This is a genomic window from Cyclobacterium plantarum, assembly GCF_011290685.1.
Classification (GTDB): domain Bacteria; phylum Bacteroidota; class Bacteroidia; order Cytophagales; family Cyclobacteriaceae; genus Cyclobacterium; species Cyclobacterium plantarum.
In genome coordinates, this window is the sequence record NZ_JAANYN010000009.1 from 143,850 (window position 1) to 163,519 (window position 19,670).

Sequence of the window (19,670 nt, forward strand, 5' to 3'; positions counted from 1 at the left end):
CAGCGTAGCGGCTGATTTTGAAGCAGTTTCAGGTCGTAATAGATAGGCTAATGCATATTTCGGGTTTAACCAATAGCTTTGATTATATTGTCAGCAAAGCGTCCTGTAAAATGAAAATAAAAGCTCCTTTTGACCGATACCTGTTGATGCTGGGCCTGGCTGGTATTCTGGCCTATTTTGGACATGACGCCGATTTTTGGCCTTATGTTCTGGTCAACCTGGCCTATACCTTTGCCTTTTGGGAAGGGAATTACCAGCTTGTGGGTTGGGTCAGGGAGCGTTTTCCACTTATGCAACAAACCAGTAGAAGAATATTTACCCAAATCGGGCTTTCCGTTGCCTATACGCTACTTGCCGGTACGCTGGTTACTATATTTTTCCATTTGATTGACTGGATACCCTATGAATGGGATTTTCACCAGCGTATCCTGATCATGGGGCTATTTATTACAGCCATTATTGCCATCGTGTATGAAACTGTTTTTTATTTTGACCTGTGGAAATCCTCCTTGCTGGAAAGTGAGCGGTTAAAGAAAACAGCAGCCCGTTTACAATTTGAAAGCCTGAAAAACCAAGTAAATCCGCACTTCCTGTTCAACAGCCTGAACACCCTGGCCTCGCTGATCCCAGTGGATCCGGTAAAAGCAGAAAAATTCGTGCAGGAATTTGCGGGTATTTACCGGTATGTACTGGAAGTGAAGGACCGGAATTTCGTTTCCCTGAGAGAAGAGATGGACTTTGTCTCTTCATTTGTTTTCCTGCTTAAAATCAGGTTTGGCGAGCAGCTAAAATTTGAACACCAGCTGGAAAAACACCTGGACCATTATTATATTCCACCCTTAATCATGCAAAACCTGGTTGAAAACGCCATCAAGCACAATGCTATTTTGAAAGAACGCCCATTGATCATCCGTCTTGAGATACAAAATGACACCCTGCTGGTAAGCAATAACCTGCAAGAGAGGAGTTACCCTGCGGCTTCAACCCAGACAGGATTGCGGAATATGGTACAGCGGCTGCAGCTGGTAGCAAACAAGGAGGCAAAATTTTATAAAAAGAGGGATATTTTATGGCTGAAATCCCACTGATTACTGAATCTGATTGATCAAAGATGTACAGTACTTTACTTGTAGAAGATGAAAAACTGGCGGCAGACCGGCTAGAACGGATGCTCCAACAGATAGCTCCGGATATCCGTATCCTGGCAAAAGTAGACTCCGTAAGTGCAGCAGTAGAATTCCTGAAAAATAATAATCCGGAACTTATTTTTCTGGACATACACCTGGCAGATGGATCGGGCTTTGAAATTTTCGATCAGGTAAGGGTTGCCTGTCCTGTGATTTTCACCACGGCATACGACGAATACGCCCTGCGGGCCTTTCAGGTCAACGGCATTGCCTATCTGCTGAAGCCCATCAGTCAGGAGGCATTGGCAGGCAGTTTACAAAAACTAAAAAGCATTCAGGCATCAGACAAACAGCTGGCCCAGGTGGATAGGCTACTGGAACAAATCAGGAAGCGTGAGATAACTTACCGGAAGCGGTTTCTGGTAAGCGCTGGAAATACCATTAAATCCATTGCCATTCAGGAGCTGGCTTATTTTTATGCCGAAAACAAAGCGGTTTATTTGGTGGAGCAGACAGGGTACAAATATGTTTTGGATGAAACTCTGGACCAATTGCAGGAAGTTTTGGACCCGGAGCAATTTTTCCGGGTAAACCGCAGTTTTTTGGTGCAGGTTTCGGCCATCCGGCAAATGCACCCTTATTCCCGCAGCCGCATCAAACTGGACCTGGAGCCTCCCTGTAGCAAAGAATGCATCAGCAGCTCGGAGAAAACGGCGGAATTTAAGGATTGGTTGGGGAGGTGAGGAAGGGTATGTTATCGCCTTGCTCAACGCTGCGGGACAATAGACCTCCCCCTGCTTGATAGCCCATTCCTTCGTACCGGTTTGTACATTCCTGGATACACGCGTTCGTTACCCAGGTAGCAGGCTAGTCGAGGGTACAATTCGCAACCCACGGTTAATCGCAAGGTTCCTTTTTTGAGCGATGCTTGGTACCGCATGGAAAGCGTCAGTGAGCGCAAGTCAGTTCCCCGGCAGTATTATCACTTACGATTGCGTGCAAACCGGAGGATCCAATCCCCAGTTAATACAGCCGTGTTTTTACTGTCCCTGAACGCTTCCATCTTTTTTTAAAAAAAAATTTGTAACAACCGTGTGAAGCGGGCGGTGTTGGGGATTACAAGTGAATACAAACCATAACTTAAGAAACCATGAAAAAATCTGCAGTAACATTCGCCTTTGTTCTTTTCTTTTCCGTGTTCATGACTGAGACATCCTTCGGCCAGGTTATAAAATTGAAGACCACCGCCCTGGCAATGAAATTCAAGCATGACGACAACCGATGGAGCGACTGGTCCGATTGGGAACGTACTTCTGTCTTGATCGTCGCCGATGACAACCGCATCACCGTTTATTCCAAAGAAAAACAGGTATACGATATCATCGAAAACGAAGGAAAAAAAACCGATAGCGACGGCGACGATGTTTGGTCGTACTTCTGCATCAATGAAGATGGCGCCAGGTGCCGCTTGCGACTGATTAAGCGCAACAGCCGAAACGGTGAAGCCCAGCTATATGTCGATTTCAACGACATGAAATGGGTCTACAACATCGAATTACTGGAAACCTAAGATCCTAAGATGTGGCAAAGCAAGGGACCCTCTTGCTTTGCCGCATTCCCATCCAAAAACTTCGAAATTCTCCAGCGGATTTGTCAACAGGCCGCAAACCGAACCGGTTGCTTTTTTGAATACAGCCAACCGCCTATAATTAAAAAAATACCAGGATCTCCGCAGGAATACCTTGCGCTGCATGCGAAGGATTTGTAAATTAGGCAGATAGAAATACAGACCTACCATGTACCGACTTCTTTTCTTACTTTTCTGCACCCTACTATCGAGTACTGCCATTAACGCCCAGACCCCACTACTCGATGCCATCAAAGCCGGAGACCTGCCCCAGGTGCAGGAACTGGTCGAAGCCGGGGCAGATGTAAACGCACTGGATACAAACGGTGCCACCCCGCTGATGTGGGCAGCCTATCGGGCCGATCTGGAAATGGTGAAATGGCTGGTCGATTACGGAGCCGACCCATTTTTAAAAAAAGGGGTCATTTACCTAAATGAAGAAAAAACCGCCTACAACGGCAACCTCACGGGCATAGCCGCAGGAGAAGGCAAGTTGGAGATGCTCCGCTACCTGATAGAAGATGTGGAGATTGAGGTGGACGACAGGGAATACAACCCCGAAACCGGCCAGGAAGATGGCTGGACAGCCGCAGAATGGGCGGATAACAGGGTACAGGGTGAGGTGATGGCCTATCTGGAAAAAAATGCCAACCTCAGTTTTTTGTCGGATACGCTCAGGAATGTCAATGGAGATCTTAAAAATGGAGCCGACTTCTATGCTTCATCAGCTTATCAGGCCTCCATGCTACTTTTTGAAAAGCATATCGCAACACTCAAGGAAACCTTTGGCGCAACAGATACCACAACCTATGCGAAATTTCTTTATGCATTGGCAAACGCAGCTAAGCAATCCGGTAATTACGAGGGGGCAGAGCAATACTATTTGGAGCTTACGGTCCTCTGGAAATCAGTCCTGGGCGAAGACCACCCCGACTATGCCAACTCCCTGAACAGCCTGGCCTTGCTGTATAAAAGTATGGGCCGATACGCCGAGGCAGAGCCGCTCTACAAGCATTCCATGGAAATCAGGAAAGAACAACTGGGCGAAGACCATCCCAACTATGCCACCTCCTTGAACAACCTGGCATCGCTATATGAAAGCATGGGCAGGTACGACGAGGCTGAGCCGCTGTATGTGGAGGCGATTGGAGTATTGAAAGCGCAACTCGGTGAAGACCACCCCTCCTACGCCACTTCCCTGAACAACCTGGCCGTGTTGTATGAAAGCATGGGACGGTACGCCGAAGCAGAGCCGCTTTACCTACAAGCCATGGAAATCAGGAAAGTACAACTGGGCGAAGACCATCCCGACTATGCCACTTCCCTGAACAACCTGGCATCGCTGTACGAAAGCATGGGCCGGTACGATGAAGCAGAGCCGCTGTATGTGGAGGCCATTGGAGTATTGAAAGCGCAACTCGGTGAAGACCACCCCTCCTATGCCACCTCCCTAAACGGCCTAGCAAGGCTGTACGAAAGCATGGGCCGGTACGACGAGGCTGAACCGCTCTACTCGCAGGGTTTGGAAATATATAAAGCCCAACTCGGAGAAGACCATCCCTACTATGCCACCTCTCTACACAACTTGGCGGGGCTGTATGAAAGCATGGGCCGGTACGACGAGGTTGAACCGCTCTACACGCAGGGTTTGGAAATATATAAAGCCCAACTCGGAGAAAACCATCCCAACTATGCCAGCTCCTTGGACAACCTGGCGGACCTTTATAAAAGCCTGGGCCGGTACGACGAGGCTGAACCGCTGTACATGCAGGGTTTGGAAATATATAAAGCCCAACTCGGCGAAGACCACCCCTTCTATGCCACCTCCCTAAACAACCTAGCATGGCTGTACGAAAGCATGGGCCGGTACAACGAGGCAGAGCCGCTGTATCTCCAAAACTTGGAAATAACGAAAAAAGCACTGGGGGAAAACCACCCCTACTATGCCACCTCCCTGCACAACCTGGCATCGCTGTATAAAAGCATGGGGCGGTATGCAGAGGCAGAGCGGCTGTATCTCCAAGACTTGGAAATAACGAAAAAAGCACTGGGGGAAAACCACCCCTACTACGGCATATCGCTCTACCAACTGGCCAGCTTGTACAACAAGACCTATCGATTAGAAAATGTGGATTCTTTGCTTTTGCAATCTGCTTCCGTCATCGAAAAAGCATTGGGTCGGGAACACCCACGATACACCAACATAGTCTATCAAAAGGCCCTACTCGCCCGAAAAAGAAATCAATTTACGGAAGCAGAGGTGCTGTTTGCTACGGTTTTGGAAAAAAGGGCAGGTATTTTTGGGAAAACCCATCCTGATTATGCACTTGCCCTGGGGGAGCTGGGCAAACTGTATTTAGCCACCAATCAGCACCAAAAAGCGGAGCAAGCCTATCGGAAAGCCAATGAAACACTAAAGGCCATCGTGGGAGTGCAGCATCCACGATACTTGCAAAACCTCGGCGAACTGGCGGGCATGTATCAGAAAACGTTTCAGTACGATAAAGCAGGCACCGTCTACCAGGAAATACAGCGCATATCCGAGGGGATACTGAAAAGCGGTGAAACAGACCGTGAGCAGGTGCCCCGCAACTTGCAGGCATCGGGCGAAGAGGCGCTTAAAACAGCCAATACCCATCCTTTTATCAATATCTACTCCCCCGAACCATTGCAACGCAACGAGCGGGGCGTCAACCGGCTTGCCGCCGCCAATTTTACCATTAAGGGTTTTGCCACTGCTGCCCATGGCATAAAACAGTTGCAGGTAAATGGGCAGGAAGTATCCGTTTTCCCAGATGGGGTCTGGCAGTACCCGATTCAACTAAAAGAAGGCGAGAACCAGGTGCTCATCAAAGCCGTGGCATATTCAAGGGATGAAACAATCGATACCCTGCTCCTACATTACGAAAACAAACAGGTAATCCGCTCAGAAGCACCCCGTCGCTTTCTATTGTCCATCGGCATCAATGAGTACAACTTCGAAAGCTGGGAAACGCTCAATATGCCCGTAAAAGATGCCCGCGATCTGATTGGGGCGCTGGTAGAAAAGTACGATATCACCGATGTAGATACGCTATTCAACCAATTAGCGTCCTTTGCCAATGTGCGTGACCGGCTGAAGCACCTTATCGGTGCCACCCGACCGCAGGATGAGGTCATTATCTTTTTTGCCGGGCACGGTGAGTACGACGAAGATTTTGATGAGGATGGCAAATGGATTTTAGCCAATGGCCGCCTCGGTAATGCCAGCCTAGCAGCGGTTATCGAAAAAATGGAAGCAAAACATGTACTGGTGCTGGCCGATGCCTGTTTCTCGGGTTCATTTTACCTGAAGCGTGGCGAAGGGCAGGAAGCTGCCGAGGCACGCAATCAACGGAGATCCCGCTGGGTGCTGGCTAGTGGTAGTATGGAAACGGTGCTGGATCAGATGCCGGGCAAACAAAACAGCCCTTTCGCCTGGCACCTGATTGACTTCCTGCAAAAAGCTGAAGGCGATGTTCCGCTTTCCACGCTCCGCGACCACCTGGAAACCCAAGTGCCAAAATATACCGATCAGCAGCCCGTTTCAGGACCCATCCGGAGTGATGATGGCGGCGAATTCATCTTCCGCCAAAAAACGAAATTAATACCCTGAACCCCCACTAAAAAAAGCGGAATAAAAATAAAGAGAATGGAAATCTCAAAAAAATTACTGGTTTACCGATTGCTCAATTCCTAAAAAATTTTGTAAATGCTTAATGATGTTTAAACCGGTCCAAAAACCTTCACCTGGGGAAGCCGTGGCTAAAAAAAACCCTTCTTTTTGCTTACAAAGTAAATGGGAACCGGCAGCGGGTGGCAGCATACCCGCATGGTTGTGGACAACCCCGGCTTCCTTGGATCTTGGCTTCAGCAAGCTACCTTGTTTTCCAGCCCCCATAAATCTGCCTATCCAGTATGTTTAGCCGAAGTAGGTAAAAAAGTTACCCAATAACCATGTGAGTTGGAAGCTATTATGTATTATTGTTAGTATCTAGAAAAATGTAACCCCTAATCCACTACCTGATTATGAATTTTTTTGACAATTTTGATGGTGATGATTTAAAGGATGCGATCAACAAACAACTAATTGATCGGTTTTGTACCCTTTCCGAGACGGAGCAGCAAGAAAACGTATTTGATGAATTACACAAAAAAAACATGCTGGTGCCTGCCGTATACCTGGACAAAGTCTTGACCAAAGCACATCGGGAGTGGGAAAACAAAGAAATTAAAAAGAGGCTATTTTCGATAATACCTAGTGTTAACCGCCGAATTAAACGAGAGTTTTTTGAAGTATGTCAAACCAGGAAAGAGAATTTGACGAGCAAAAATAAATTTTATTTCCTTCGGAAAAGCTTTCGGATCTGGGTACGGGAAAATGCCTTAAATGTGCTAAACAAGGACACCATTACGCAAATTATTGATACGGTGCAAGGTGAAAAAGAGCCTGTCTTTGGTTTGCTCATGCAATACAACGATGAATGGCCCTATGGTTTCCTCGCGGGTAAATCCCAGCCCCAGGATGTATCCCGGGAGCTCATATCAACATCCTGGGAACGCACCGAAGAAGACCTACTAGCTGCTGAGGCGACGGAACAACTTAACCAAATCTGCTGGGTGCATTTTACGATCTGGTTTAAGAGCAAATTAAATTGGGGATTGAGAAATCGGGATTATGCGGTAAGAGATGAGGCGGATGTCGACAGCCAAGCCATCAGCAACCGTTTGACAGATGAAGCGGCGGACGAACCGCTGGAAGAGGACTCCTTGCGGCTGATCCCCTTGTTTGGCGTCTTCCTCCTGAGAGAAGAGCAGTACACCTGTATCAATAAAAGGTACCGGTTTGACGACCCTGATAACGATGAAATGCGAACCTATCAAGAGGTGGCCGATGCATTGTGCATCACGGTGAGGGACGTAACCACACATCTTTTTAGGGGGCACGAACGCCTGAGGACAATGGTGAAAAATGCGTATCGCGGTTCGGTAGCCGTCCCCACCGATAAAGAAGCCTACAAAACTTTGATGGATATATGTAACATCGAAGCGAAAAACGCTGATGATGAAAAGCATTGGATAGCGCCCTGTATGCGCATACTGGGGCAGGATGAGCGAACCGTACTGGAAAAGCTTATTGCGAACGAACCTCAAAGGGAACAACTGGATCAAAACGAGACAAAAGTTTTTGAAAGTGCAACAAGTAAGTTGTCGTCCATGATTTTGGGAAGAAGGGCCTACCCTTATCTATCCATTTAACCTATGATTGCTGCCATGCAACACCTGTTACTTACATCCGATATATTGATCGCCTATGTTAAAAATCGCCTGAACCGCCAACAGGTCCTTCTCCTGGAAGAGGCCTTGCCCCAGCAGCCGGAGGCCTACGAAGAGGTGCTCTGGATACGGGACATGCTGGAGCAGGGAGAGTTGGATGCTTACCTGGAAATGCAAGGCTGGGAGGACGCAATCGATTACGAAGCGCTATTTGACGCCAATCTCAAACAAGCTGAGTCACTATTGGAGATCAGCACCGAGGAGATGGTGGCTTATGTGAAGGGCAGGCTACCGAAAGAAGAGGTATTGCGCTTTGAGGAAAAGCTCCCGCATGATAAGGAGCATCAGGACACACTTTCCTTTTTACAAGATTTACATAAGGAGGGGATGTTGGAAGAAGGTCTGGTTACCATGGAGAAAGGATGGACGCTGGATGGAGGAGACGGAAAGGAAGAGACGGACGAAGAAAAACCAACGGGCTCGACTGGCGCGGAACGCAATCCCTCATTCTCCTTTCTACAAATAGCCGCAACCGTGGTAGGAATTCTTATAACCGTAGGGGTCCTATTCAATATCATTATACCACAATTCAGTTCGGACAAACCGACAGTTCCTGAACGACCGGTTCGCGGGGGCCATGTAGCTGACCAAGCCTTGGAGAAGGCATTGGCAACGAATAGTTTTGATACACCTGGTAAAAAGCTGCGGGTAGCAGCCTATTTGCTCGATTATACCCAACGCCCAATGGGGCCATTCACCCAAAAGGTTTTGTGGGAAAACTATTACCTGCTACCAGCACAGGAGATGTCCGGTTTGAGAAACTTTCAGCCAGTCGAACACATGGCCTTTCTGGAACAATGGCAAGATGCGAACCAACTGCCCATCACTAATGAATGGATGACGGTGGACTGGAAAGACGGAGAACTACAAGTTTACCACCCTGAGGGACCAATCATCGGCTCCGTGGCGGTAGATTCTCCCAAACAATTGGGCTTGGAAATTTCGGGTAAAGGCTTGTGGGTACTCACAAACGAGGAAGCACTCCTACGCTTGCGTACACCCGAGGGTATACGGGATTGGTTGCGCTCAGCGGAAGCGGATTTTATCCCGGCCCTGGACGAACAAGAAAGGCAGGCAGCGATACCCAACTAACGAACCCCTTTTTTTAGGAGCGTAATTTTTAGAACGACATTTTTAACGCATCTTATTACCTAAAAACAAAAAAATACCACTATGTCGTTAGGAAGGCCTTGCGCTGCATTCGAAAGGTTTCTATATTAGGTACTTAGAAACCCCGACCTTCCATGTACCGATTCCTCTTTTTACTCGTTTGCAGTTTAGTAACCACCACTGCCCTCCAGGCCCAATCCCCGTTCCTTGATGCCATCGGAGCCAGGGACCTGCCCCAGGTGCAGCAACTGGTAAAAGCGGGGGCAGATGTAAACGCCCTGGATGAAAACGGGGCCACCCCGTTGATGTGGGCGGCCTACCAGGCCGATTTGGAAATGGTGAAATGGCTGGTCGATAACGGCGCCGACCCTTTTCAAAAAAAAGGTGCCATTTTTCTAAATGAAGAAAAAACGGCTTACTACGGCAACCTCACGGGAATAGCAGCCGGAGAAGGCAAACTGGAAATGCTTCAATTCCTTATAGGTGAAGTCGGCATCGCAGTAGATGATAAAGAATACAACCCCGAAACGGGCCAGGAAGATGGCTGGACAGCCGCACAATGGGCGGATAGTGGGGTACATGGTGATGTGATGGCCTATTTGGAGAAAAGAGCAGATCTCACCTTTTTGTCGGATACGCTCCGGAGGACCAATGTGGATATCACTAAGGGAGCGACTTTTTATAAAGAATCTAGTTATAAAGCCTCCATGATACTGTTTGAAAAACATATTACTTTACTTAAGGAAACCTTTGGTGCAACGGATACCTCAAACTATGCTACGTTTCTCTATGTATTGGCAAACGCCTGCAAACAATCCGGTAATTACGGAGAGGCAGAGCAATATTATTCAGAGCTTACGGTCCTCTGGAAGTCAGTCCTGGGCGAAGACCACCCCTCCTATGCCATCAGCCTACATAACCTAGCAGTGCTATACGAACAAATGGGCCGGTACGCTGAAGCAGAGCCGCTCGAACGGCAGATCTTGGAAATCTTTAGGGTCCAACTGGGGGAAGACCATCCCAACTATGCCATCGCCCTGAACAACCTGGCAATTACATATGCAGAAATGGGCCGCTACGCAGAGGCAGAGCCGCTGCACACGCAGGCACTCCAAATCCACAAACAACAACTGGGCGAAGACCACCCCGAGTATGCTAGGTCCCTCAACAACCTGGCACTTGCGTACAAAGTCATGGGCCGCTACGCCGAGGCAGAGCCACTATACAAGCAGGCCCTGGAAATCCGGAAAGAGCAACTGGGCAAAGACCACCCTGACTATGCCAACTCCCTGGACAACCTGGCATTGCTATATGAAAAAATGGGCCGCTACGCCGAGGCAGAGCCGCGCATGCGCAAGGCCAGCGAAATATGGAAAGTGCAACTGGGGGCAGACCACCCCGAATATGCCAGCTCCCTGAACAACTTGGCCGGGTTGTACCAAACCATGGGCCGGTACGCCGAGGCAGAGCCACTGTATGCGCAAGCCATGGGAATCAGGAAAACCCAAATGGGCGAAAACCACCCCGACTATGCCAGCTCTCTGAACAACCTGGCCGGGTTGTACCAAACCATGGGCCGGTACCCCGAGGCAGAGCCACTGTATGCGCAAGCCATGGAAATCAGGAAAACTCAACTGGGCGAAAACCACCCCTCTTATGCCGCCTCCCTGAACAACCTGGCCGGGTTGTACCAAACCATGGGCCGGTACGCCGAGGCAGAGCCACTGTATGCGCAAGCCATGGGAATCTGGAAAGCGAAACTGGGCGAAAACCACCCCGACTATGCCGCCTCCCTGAACAACCTGGCAAACCTGTACGAAGATTTGGGCAGGTACACCCAGGCAGAGCCGCTATACACGCAAGCTATGGAAATCATGAAAACGAAACTGGGGGAATACCACCCAGACTATGGCCTCTCCCTGAACAATCTGGCAAAACTATACCAACGCATGGGCATGTTTACTGAGGCTGAGCCGCTGTACAAACAGTCCATGGGAATCCAAAAAGAGCAACTGGGCGAAGACCACCCCGACTATGCCAACTCCCTGAACAACTTGTCGGAGCTGTTTAAAAACATGGGCCGTTACGCCGAGGCAGAGCCGCTACTGTTGCAAAGCCAACAGGTGTACCTCCATCAACTTCGGACTATTTTCCCCACACTGTCGGAGAAGGAAAAGGAGCAGTTCCTCCATACCTTCAATTTCTCTTTTGAGTTTTTCAACACTTTCACTTCTAAACGCCGAGGCGATAACCCAGAAATCACCGCCCCCCAGTATGACAACGCCCTGCTGCTGAAAGGGCTGCTGCTAAAAAGCAGCTCGCAGATGCGTGACCGCATACTCGCCGGCGGGGATACCACCGCCATCCGCCTGTTCGGGGACTGGCAGACACTGAAACGGCAGTGGCTGCAAGAATCAGATATACCCAAAAGCGAACGGGAAAAGGGGGGCATCGCCCCCGAGGCCACCTTGGAAAAAGCCAATACACTGGAAAAAGAGCTTTCCCTTCTTTCGGAGGCCTTTGCCGAGGCCACCGATACCGTGCGCACTACCTGGAGGGAAGTACAGCAAGAGCTGCAGCAGGGAGATGCCGCCATCGAACTGGTCAGGTACAGGTGGCATGATAAAAAATGGACGGACACCGTCCATTACGCCGCCCTTATCGTTACCCCCGAGATGCAAGATCATCCCCACCTTGTGCTGCTGAAAAACGGTAACGAATTGGAGGAGCTGGGAGCGCAAAGTTATCAGTCCGCTTTTGCCACGAGGGGTGCAAGCCGGGTCGCGGATGGCGATAACCCCATCCCCGCCGATTCGCTCTATGCCTACTTCTGGCAACCCATACAGAAAGCGCTCGATTCCCTGGGCGGGGCCGGGAAAGTCTACCTCTCCCCTGATGGGGTCTACCATACACTTAATCTGCAGACCCTCAAGAACCTAGAAACAGGCAAATACCTCCTGGAGACCCTCGACATCGAACGGGTCGGCTCCACCAGGGACCTGGTCAAAAAGAAAAAACAGCAGGTCCCCTACAATAACGCCATACTGGCGGGCTATCCCAGCTACCCCGCTTCCCCCGAAGCCGTGGCCGATGCCTTGCAGCGTTACCAGCAGGGGCAGGCAATGCCTGTGCTCACGGCTTCCCTAAGCAGCAGCAACTATGGCAGCTACCAGACCTACCGCGCCATCGACTCCACCAGAAGCGATATCGATCCCCTGCCCGGAACCCTGGTCGAGGTAGAGCAAGTGGCTTCCATCCTTGATAGGAAGGACATTGATACCCAGGCCCTATTGGAGTATGCCGCTTCCGAGGATGTGCTGAAAAAAGTGAAAAGCCCCCGTATCCTCCATATCGCCACCCATGGGTTTTTCGAGCCGGAGCGCGAACAGCAAGCCGAACGCCTCAACAGGGAGACGCTGATGAGCGGACTGGGGAGGGAGACAGTCACGGAGAATCCGTATCTGCAATGCGGCCTTTACCTGGCCGGAGCGGAGACCACGCTCAAGAATCGCGGCAATCCGGACTTCCGGCGGCCAGCCGGGCAGGAGGACGGCATCCTGACGGCTTACGAGGCCACCCTGCTCGACCTGCGGGGTACCGAACTGGTGGTGCTCTCCGCCTGTGAGACGGGGCTGGGTATAACCAAAAACGGGGAGGGCGTCTACGGCCTGCAGCGCGCCTTTCAGGTAGCCGGGGCCGAAACCGTTATCTTCTCCCTTTGGAAGGTCGCCGACGAACAAACCCAGGAGATGATGGGGCTGCTCTACTGGAACTGGCTAGAAAAGGGCATGGGCAAGCGGGAAGCCTTCAATGCCGCCCAACAGACTATCAAGGAAAAATACGAAGACCCTTATTTCTGGGGAGCCTTTGTGATGATTGGGGGATGATATTTAAAGATTTAAACCTTTACGGATATGCTAAAAAAACTGTTTGTTATATTGTTTAGCTTGGGTATAGTCTTCAGTACCTCGGCACAGTCACGAGAAGAAAATTGGAAAGCCCTTAACCAAAAGGCACTGGAGCTTTATCGTCAGGGGCGTTATAAAGAAGCCATAGTTTATGCGGAAAAAGTGGTAGAAGATGTGAGGAATTCTTTTGGTATATCGTTAGGGTTTAACCCAGACTATGCAATCTCTTTAAATAACCTGGCATTAATGTACTATAGTCTGGGACGATACGAAGAAGCAGAGCCACTTTACAAGGATGCCTCATTACACCAAATGGTAGCAGTTGGTAAAAACCACCCAGAATATGCTACCACGCTAAATAATATGGCTTTGCTTTACGAAAGAATGGGGCGGTATGATAAGGCAATGAACCTACACACTGAGGCCTTGGAAATCAGAGAAGCAAAACTTGGCGAAAACCACCCCACCTACGCCAACTCCTTAGGTAACCTGGCGGGGTTGTATACCACAATGGGACGATTTTCCGAGGCAGAGCCACTTTACACAAAAGCATTAGAAATCATAAAAGTAAAAAACGGAGAGAACCACTCCGATTATGCCAACTATCTGGCCTTCCTGGCAGGATTGTATACAAGAACGGGACGATACGCAGAAGCAGAGCCGCTTATACTTAAGGCCAACGAAATCATGAAAGGGAAACTGGATGAAGGCCATCCAGGCCTGGCATTATTACTGAACGGCCTTGCAGAATTGTACCATAAAATGGGTCGGTACACCGAAGCAAAACCACTTTACATACGAGCATTGGGAATAAGAAAAACCCAATTAGGCGAAAACCATCCAGATTATGCAACCTCCCTAAATAACCTGGCCGAACTGTATGAAAGTATGGGCCTTTACGCAGAGGCTGAGCAGCTACTATTGCAAGACCAACAGATGTATCAACATCACCTTAAGACCATTTTCCTTACCTTTACCGAGAAAGAAAAGGAACAATTTCTCAATACCTTCAATTTCAAATTTGAACGTTTCCACTCCTTTGCTCTAAAGCGTCAAGCAGGCAATCCTGCAATCACCGCAATCCAATACAATAATACCCTTTCGCTAAAAGGAGTGTTGTTGCAGAGTAGCTCACAGCTTAAAGAGATTATCTTTGATAGCAAGGATACCACAGCGATCCAACTGCTAAATGACTGGAAAATGCAAAAAAGACAGTTGCTTCAGGAATCGAAATTATCCTCAATTGAAAAGCAAATTAATAAAGCCTTAGGGGAACTCGACCCTGATAGGGCAAATACCTTGGAAAAAGAACTTATAAATCGTTTAGAGGCTTTCGCCAAGGAAACGGACACGATACCTACTACATGGAGGGAAGTGCGGCAAGAGCTACAACAAGGAGATGCCGCCATCGAACTGGTCAGGTACCGGTGGCATGATAAAAATTGGACGGACACCATACATTATGCGGCGCTTATCCTTACGCCCGATACGAAAGATTATCCCCACCTCGTGGTTCTGAAAAACGGAAACGAACTAGAGGAACAGGGCGCGCAAAGCTATCAATCCGCCTATGCCACCAGAGGGGCGAGCCTGGTGACGGAAGGCAAGAAACCTATCCCCGCTGATTCGCTCTATGCCTACTTCTGGCAACCCATCCAGGCAGCTCTGGATTCCTTGGGCGGAGCCAAAAAAATTTACCTCTCGGCTGATGGGGTGTACCATACGCTGAACCTGCTAACCCTTAAGAACCCCGAAACAGGTAAATTTCTCCTAGAAACCATCGACTTACAAAGGCTTGGCTCGACTAAGGACCTGGTACAAAAGAAAAAGTCACCGTCCTCTAACAAAAATGCCGTACTGGCAGGCTATCCGACATACACCGCTTTGGCTGAGGGCATCGACTCCACACGAAATAGCACCAGTCCTCTTACACGGCTTTTAAGTCAAGCTTTTCCCTCAGACCGCACCATCGACTCCGCCCGATACAGCATCAGCCCTTTGCCCGGCACCCTTACCGAAGTAGAGCAAGTGGCTTCCATACTTCACAGGGAGGGCATTCCTACCTACGCTATGTTGGAAAATGCCGCTTCTGAGGATGTGCTGAAAAATATAAAAAGCCCCCGTATCCTCCACATCGCCACCCACGGGTTCTTCGAGCCGGAAAGCGAACAGAAAGTCCAGAATATAAATAAGCGCATGCTAATGAGTGGTTTCGGACAGGAAATTGTTAGCGAGATCCCCTATTTGCGTTCCGGGCTTTATTTGGCAGGAGCAGAGACCACCCTCCGAAACCTGAATAACCCAGATTTCCGACGACCTGAAGGACAGGAGGACGGCATCCTCACGGCTTACGAGGCCACCCTGCTTGACCTGCGGGGTACCGAACTGGTGGTGCTCTCCGCCTGTGAGACGGGGCTGGGTGTCACCAAAAACGGCGAGGGCGTCTACGGCCTGCAGCGTGCCTTTCAGGTAGCCGGGGCCGAAACCGTTATCTTCTCCCTCTGGAAGGTCGCCGACCAACAGACCCAGGAGATGATGGGGCTGTTTTACGGTAACTGGCTAGGGAAGGGCATGAGCAAACGGGAAGCCTTCAAGGCCGCCCAAAAGACCATCAAGGAAAAGTACGAAGACCCTTTTTTCTGGGGGGCTTTTGTGATGATTGGGGGGTGATGTTTACAGAATTAAACCTTTAAGCATGTTAAAAAAACCACTATACCATTAGGAAGGCCTTGCGCTGCATGCGAAAGGTTTCTATATTAGGTACTTAGAAACCCCGACCTTCCATGTACCGATTCCTCCTTTTACTTGTTTGCATTCTATTTTCCACCACCGCCCTCCAGGCCCAAACGGCACTACTCGATGCGATCAAAGGTAAGGACCTGCTGCAGGTGCAGGAACTTGTTAGTGACGGGGCAGATGTAAACGCACTGGATGAAAACGGCGCCACCCCGCTGATGTGGGCGGCCTACCAGTCCGATCTGGAAATAGTGACTTGGCTGGTCGATAACGGGGCCGACCCCTTTCTAAAAAGAGGTGCAATTTATATAAATAAAGAAAAAACCGCCTACTACGGAAACCTGACGGGCATAGCCGCAGGGGAAGGAAAGCTGGACCTGCTTCAATACCTAATTGAAGAGGTGGGCATTGACGTGGATGATAAAGAATACAACCCCGAAACGGGCCAGGAAGATGGCTGGACGGCAGCGCAATGGGCGGATAGCGAGGTACAGGGTGCGGTGATAGCCTATTTGGGGAAAAAAAATGCAAACCTCAGTTTTTTATCGGACACCCTCAGGAGAGCCAATGAGGATATCAAAAAGGGAATGACTTTTTATATTGCATCTGGTTATAAAGCCTCCATGATGCTATTTGAAAAACATATCACAACACTGAAGGCTAAATTTGGCGCAACGGATACTACGAAATATGCCCAATTTCTTTATGCATTGGCAAACGCCAGTAAGCAATCCGGCAATTACGAGGAGGCAGAGCAATACTATACGGAGCTTACGGTACTCTGGAAATCTGTTGTGGGCGAGAACCACCCCGAATATCCCACTTCCCTGAACAACCTGGCAGCCCTTTACGAAAGCATGGGACGGAACGCCGAGGCAGAGCTGCTATACCTGAAAACCATTGAAATAGATAAAGCACAATTGGGCGAAGACCACCCCGACTATGCTACCTCCCTGAACAACCTGGCAGGGTTGTACCAAAACATGCGCCGGTACGCCGAGGCAGAGGGGCTATACCTGAAGACCATCGAAATAGATAAAGCGCAACTGGGCGAAGACCACCCCGACTATGCCACCTCTCTGAACAACCTGGCGGGGCTGTATGAAAACACGGGCCGGTACGACGCGGCAGAGCCACTCATGCGCCAGGTAATGGAAATCAGGAAAACGCAACTAGGAGAAGACCACCCAGACTATGCCAGCTCCCTGAACAACCTGGCCTCGCTGTACTTAAGCATGGGCCGGTACGCCGAGACAGAGCCGTTGTACACGCAGGCCATGGGAATCAGGAAAACGCAACTAGGAGAAGACCACCCAGACTATGCCACCTCCTTGAACAACATGGCTTTGCTGTATGAAAATATGGGCCGGTACACCGAGGCAGAGCCACTCATGCTCCAGGCCATAGGAATCTATAAAGCGCAACTAGACGAAGACCACCCAGACTATGCCAGCTCCCTGAACAACCTGGCAGGGTTGTACCAAAACATGCGTCGGTACGCCGATGCAGAGGCGCTATACAAGCAGGCCATGGGAATCAGGAAAACGCAACTAGGAGAAGACCACCCAGATTATGCCACCTCCCTGAACAACCTGGCCTCGCTGTACTTAAGCATGGGCCGGTACGCCGAGTCAGAGCCGCTCATGTGCCAGGTAATGGAAATCAGGAAAACGCAACTAGGAGAAGACCACCCAGACTATGCCACCTCCCTGAACAACCTGGCAGGGTTGTACCAAAACATGGGCCGGTACGACGAGGCAGAGCCGCTCTACAAACAGGCCATGGGAATCAGGAAAGCGCAACTCGGCGAAGACCACCCAGACTATGCCAACTCCCTGAACAACCTGGCGGGGTTGTATTTAAGAACAGGCCGGTCCGCCGAGGCCGAGCCGCTATACACGCAGGCCATGGAAATCAGGAAATCCCAATTGGGCGAAGTCCACCCCTCCTATGCCACCTCCCTTAGCAACCTGGCAGTTCTTTTTGAAAGCATGGGCTGCAACGCCGACGCCGCGCCGCTTCTGTTGCAAGGCCAACAGGTGTACCTCCATCAACTGCAGACTGTTTTCCCGACGCTTTCCGAAAACGAAAAGGAACAGTTCCTTACTACTTTCAATTTTAATTTTGAATACTTCCACTCCTTCGCCCTAAAGCGGCAAAGGGATAACCCAGTTATCACTACCCATCAATACGACAACGCCCTGTTGCTAAAAGGGCTGCTGCTACAAAGTAGTTCGCAAATGCGGGAGCGTATCCTTTCGAGCGGGGATACCACCGCCATCCACCTGTTCGGGGACTTGCAGGTGCTGAAACGAAAGTGGCTTAAGGAATCAGAAATACCCAAAAGTAAACGGGAAAAGGCGGGAATTGCCCCCGAGGCCACATTAGCAAAAGCCAATACCCTGGAAAAAGAACTTTCGCGGCGTTCGGAGGTATTTGCAGAAGCGACAGACACGGTGCGCACCACCTGGCGGGAGGTGAAGCAAGGGCTGCAGGAAGGAGAGGCCGCTATCGAACTAGTCCGATACAGGTGGCACGAAAAAAATTGGACGGACACGGTTCATTACGCTGCCCTTATTGTTACGCCCGAGACGAAAGCGCATCCCAACCTGGTGCTGTTGGAGAATGGAAACGAACTGGAAGAGCGGGGCGCGCAAAGCTACCAGTCCGCTTTTGCCACCCGGGGGGCAAGCCGGGTGGCGGATGGCGATAACCCCATCCCCGCCGATTCGCTCTATGCCTACTTCTGGCAACCCATTCAGGAAGCGCTTGATTCCCTGGGCGGGGCTGGGAAAGTCTACTTCTCCCCCGACGGGGTGTACCATACACTTAATCTGCAGACCCTTAAAAACCCCGAAACGGGCCAATACCTCCTGGAAACTCTCGACATTAAACGGGTCGGCTCCACCAAGGACCTGGTCAAAAAGAAAAAACGGCAGTTCCCCAACAATAACGCCGTACTGGCGGGCTATCCAACCTACCCGGCTTCCCCCGAAGCAGTGGCGTCCGCCTTGAAGCATTACCAGCAGGGGCAGGCAATGCCTGTGCTCACCGCATCGGTAGGAAACAGCAGCTATGGCAGCTACCAGACCTACCGCGCCATCGATGCCACGAGAAGCGATATCAAGCCCCTGCCCGGCACCCTGACCGAGGTAGAACAACTGGCTTCCATCCTCGACGGGGAGGGCATTCCTACCCAGGCGCTATTGGAGCACGCCGCTTCCGAGGATGTGCTGAAAAAAGTTAAAAGCCCCCGTATCCTCCACATCGCCACCCACGGGTTTTTCGAGCCGGAGCGCGAACAGCAAGCCGAAGGCCAGGATAAAGCCATGCGGATGAGCGGACTGGGACAGGAAACCGTCTCCGACAACCCCTATTTGCGCTGCGGCCTGTACCTTGCCGGGGCGGAGACCACGCTTAAGAACCGCGGAAATCGGGATTTCCAACGACCCGAGGGGCAGGAGGACGGCATCCTCACGGCCTACGAGGCCACCCTGCTTGACTTGCGGGGCACCGAGCTGGTGGTACTCTCTGCCTGTGAGACGGGGCTGGGTGTTACCAAAAACGGGGAGGGCGTCTATGGCCTGCAGCGCGCCTTTCAGGTGGCCGGGGCCGAAACGGTCATCTTCTCCCTCTGGAAAGTCGCCGACCAACAGACCCAGGAGATGATGGAGCTATTTTACCAAAACTGGCTGCAGAAAGGTATGGACAGGCGCCAGGCATTCAAAACCGCCCAGCAAACCATCAAGGAAAAATACGAGGATCCTTACTTCTGGGGGGCCTTTGTGATGATTGGGGGGTGATGTT

At 50.3% G+C, this 19,670-nt stretch carries 9 protein-coding genes; all 9 read left to right on the forward strand.

Going from position 1 to position 19,670, the window contains the following annotated elements; all coding sequences use genetic code 11:
- Positions 1-110: 110 nt before the first annotated feature.
- The 9 genes from G9Q97_RS19295 (at position 111) to G9Q97_RS19335 (ending at position 19,666) form a co-directional block, all read left to right on the forward strand.
- Complete coding sequence (locus tag G9Q97_RS19295) at positions 111-1,088, forward strand: sensor histidine kinase (RefSeq protein ID WP_166149857.1); 978 nt, start codon at positions 111-113, stop codon at positions 1,086-1,088.
- Between the two features lie 23 nt (positions 1,089-1,111).
- Positions 1,112-1,870 (forward strand): LytR/AlgR family response regulator transcription factor, encoded by a 759-nt coding sequence (locus tag G9Q97_RS19300; protein ID WP_166149859.1) that lies wholly within the window; start codon positions 1,112-1,114, stop codon positions 1,868-1,870.
- Positions 1,871-2,277: 407 nt separating this feature from the next.
- Positions 2,278-2,697, forward strand: coding sequence for a hypothetical protein (locus G9Q97_RS19305; RefSeq protein ID WP_166149861.1), 420 nt, complete (start codon positions 2,278-2,280; stop codon positions 2,695-2,697).
- 226 nt (positions 2,698-2,923) lie between these two features.
- Positions 2,924-6,388, forward strand: a complete 3,465-nt coding sequence (locus G9Q97_RS19310) for a tetratricopeptide repeat protein (RefSeq protein WP_166149863.1) — start codon at positions 2,924-2,926, stop codon at positions 6,386-6,388.
- A 413-nt stretch (positions 6,389-6,801) separates the two neighbouring features.
- Positions 6,802-8,031, forward strand: coding sequence for an RNA polymerase sigma factor (locus tag G9Q97_RS19315; RefSeq protein ID WP_166149865.1), 1,230 nt, complete (start codon positions 6,802-6,804; stop codon positions 8,029-8,031).
- Positions 8,032-8,034: 3 nt separating this feature from the next.
- Positions 8,035-9,201 carry a hypothetical protein gene (locus tag G9Q97_RS19320; protein ID WP_166149867.1) on the forward strand — a complete coding sequence of 389 codons (1,167 nt, stop codon included), beginning with the start codon at positions 8,035-8,037 and terminating at the stop codon, positions 9,199-9,201.
- 152 nt (positions 9,202-9,353) lie between these two features.
- Positions 9,354-13,106 (forward strand): tetratricopeptide repeat protein, encoded by a 3,753-nt coding sequence (locus tag G9Q97_RS19325; protein ID WP_166149869.1) that lies wholly within the window; start codon positions 9,354-9,356, stop codon positions 13,104-13,106.
- A gap of 27 nt (positions 13,107-13,133) precedes the next feature.
- Positions 13,134-15,797 carry a CHAT domain-containing protein gene (locus G9Q97_RS19330; RefSeq protein ID WP_166149871.1) on the forward strand — a complete coding sequence of 888 codons (2,664 nt, stop codon included), beginning with the start codon at positions 13,134-13,136 and terminating at the stop codon, positions 15,795-15,797.
- Between the two features lie 113 nt (positions 15,798-15,910).
- The gene (locus G9Q97_RS19335; protein WP_166149873.1) at positions 15,911-19,666 is read left to right on the forward strand and encodes a tetratricopeptide repeat protein; all 3,756 of its coding nucleotides are present in this window, start codon (positions 15,911-15,913) and stop codon (positions 19,664-19,666) included.
- Positions 19,667-19,670 lie beyond the last annotated feature (4 nt).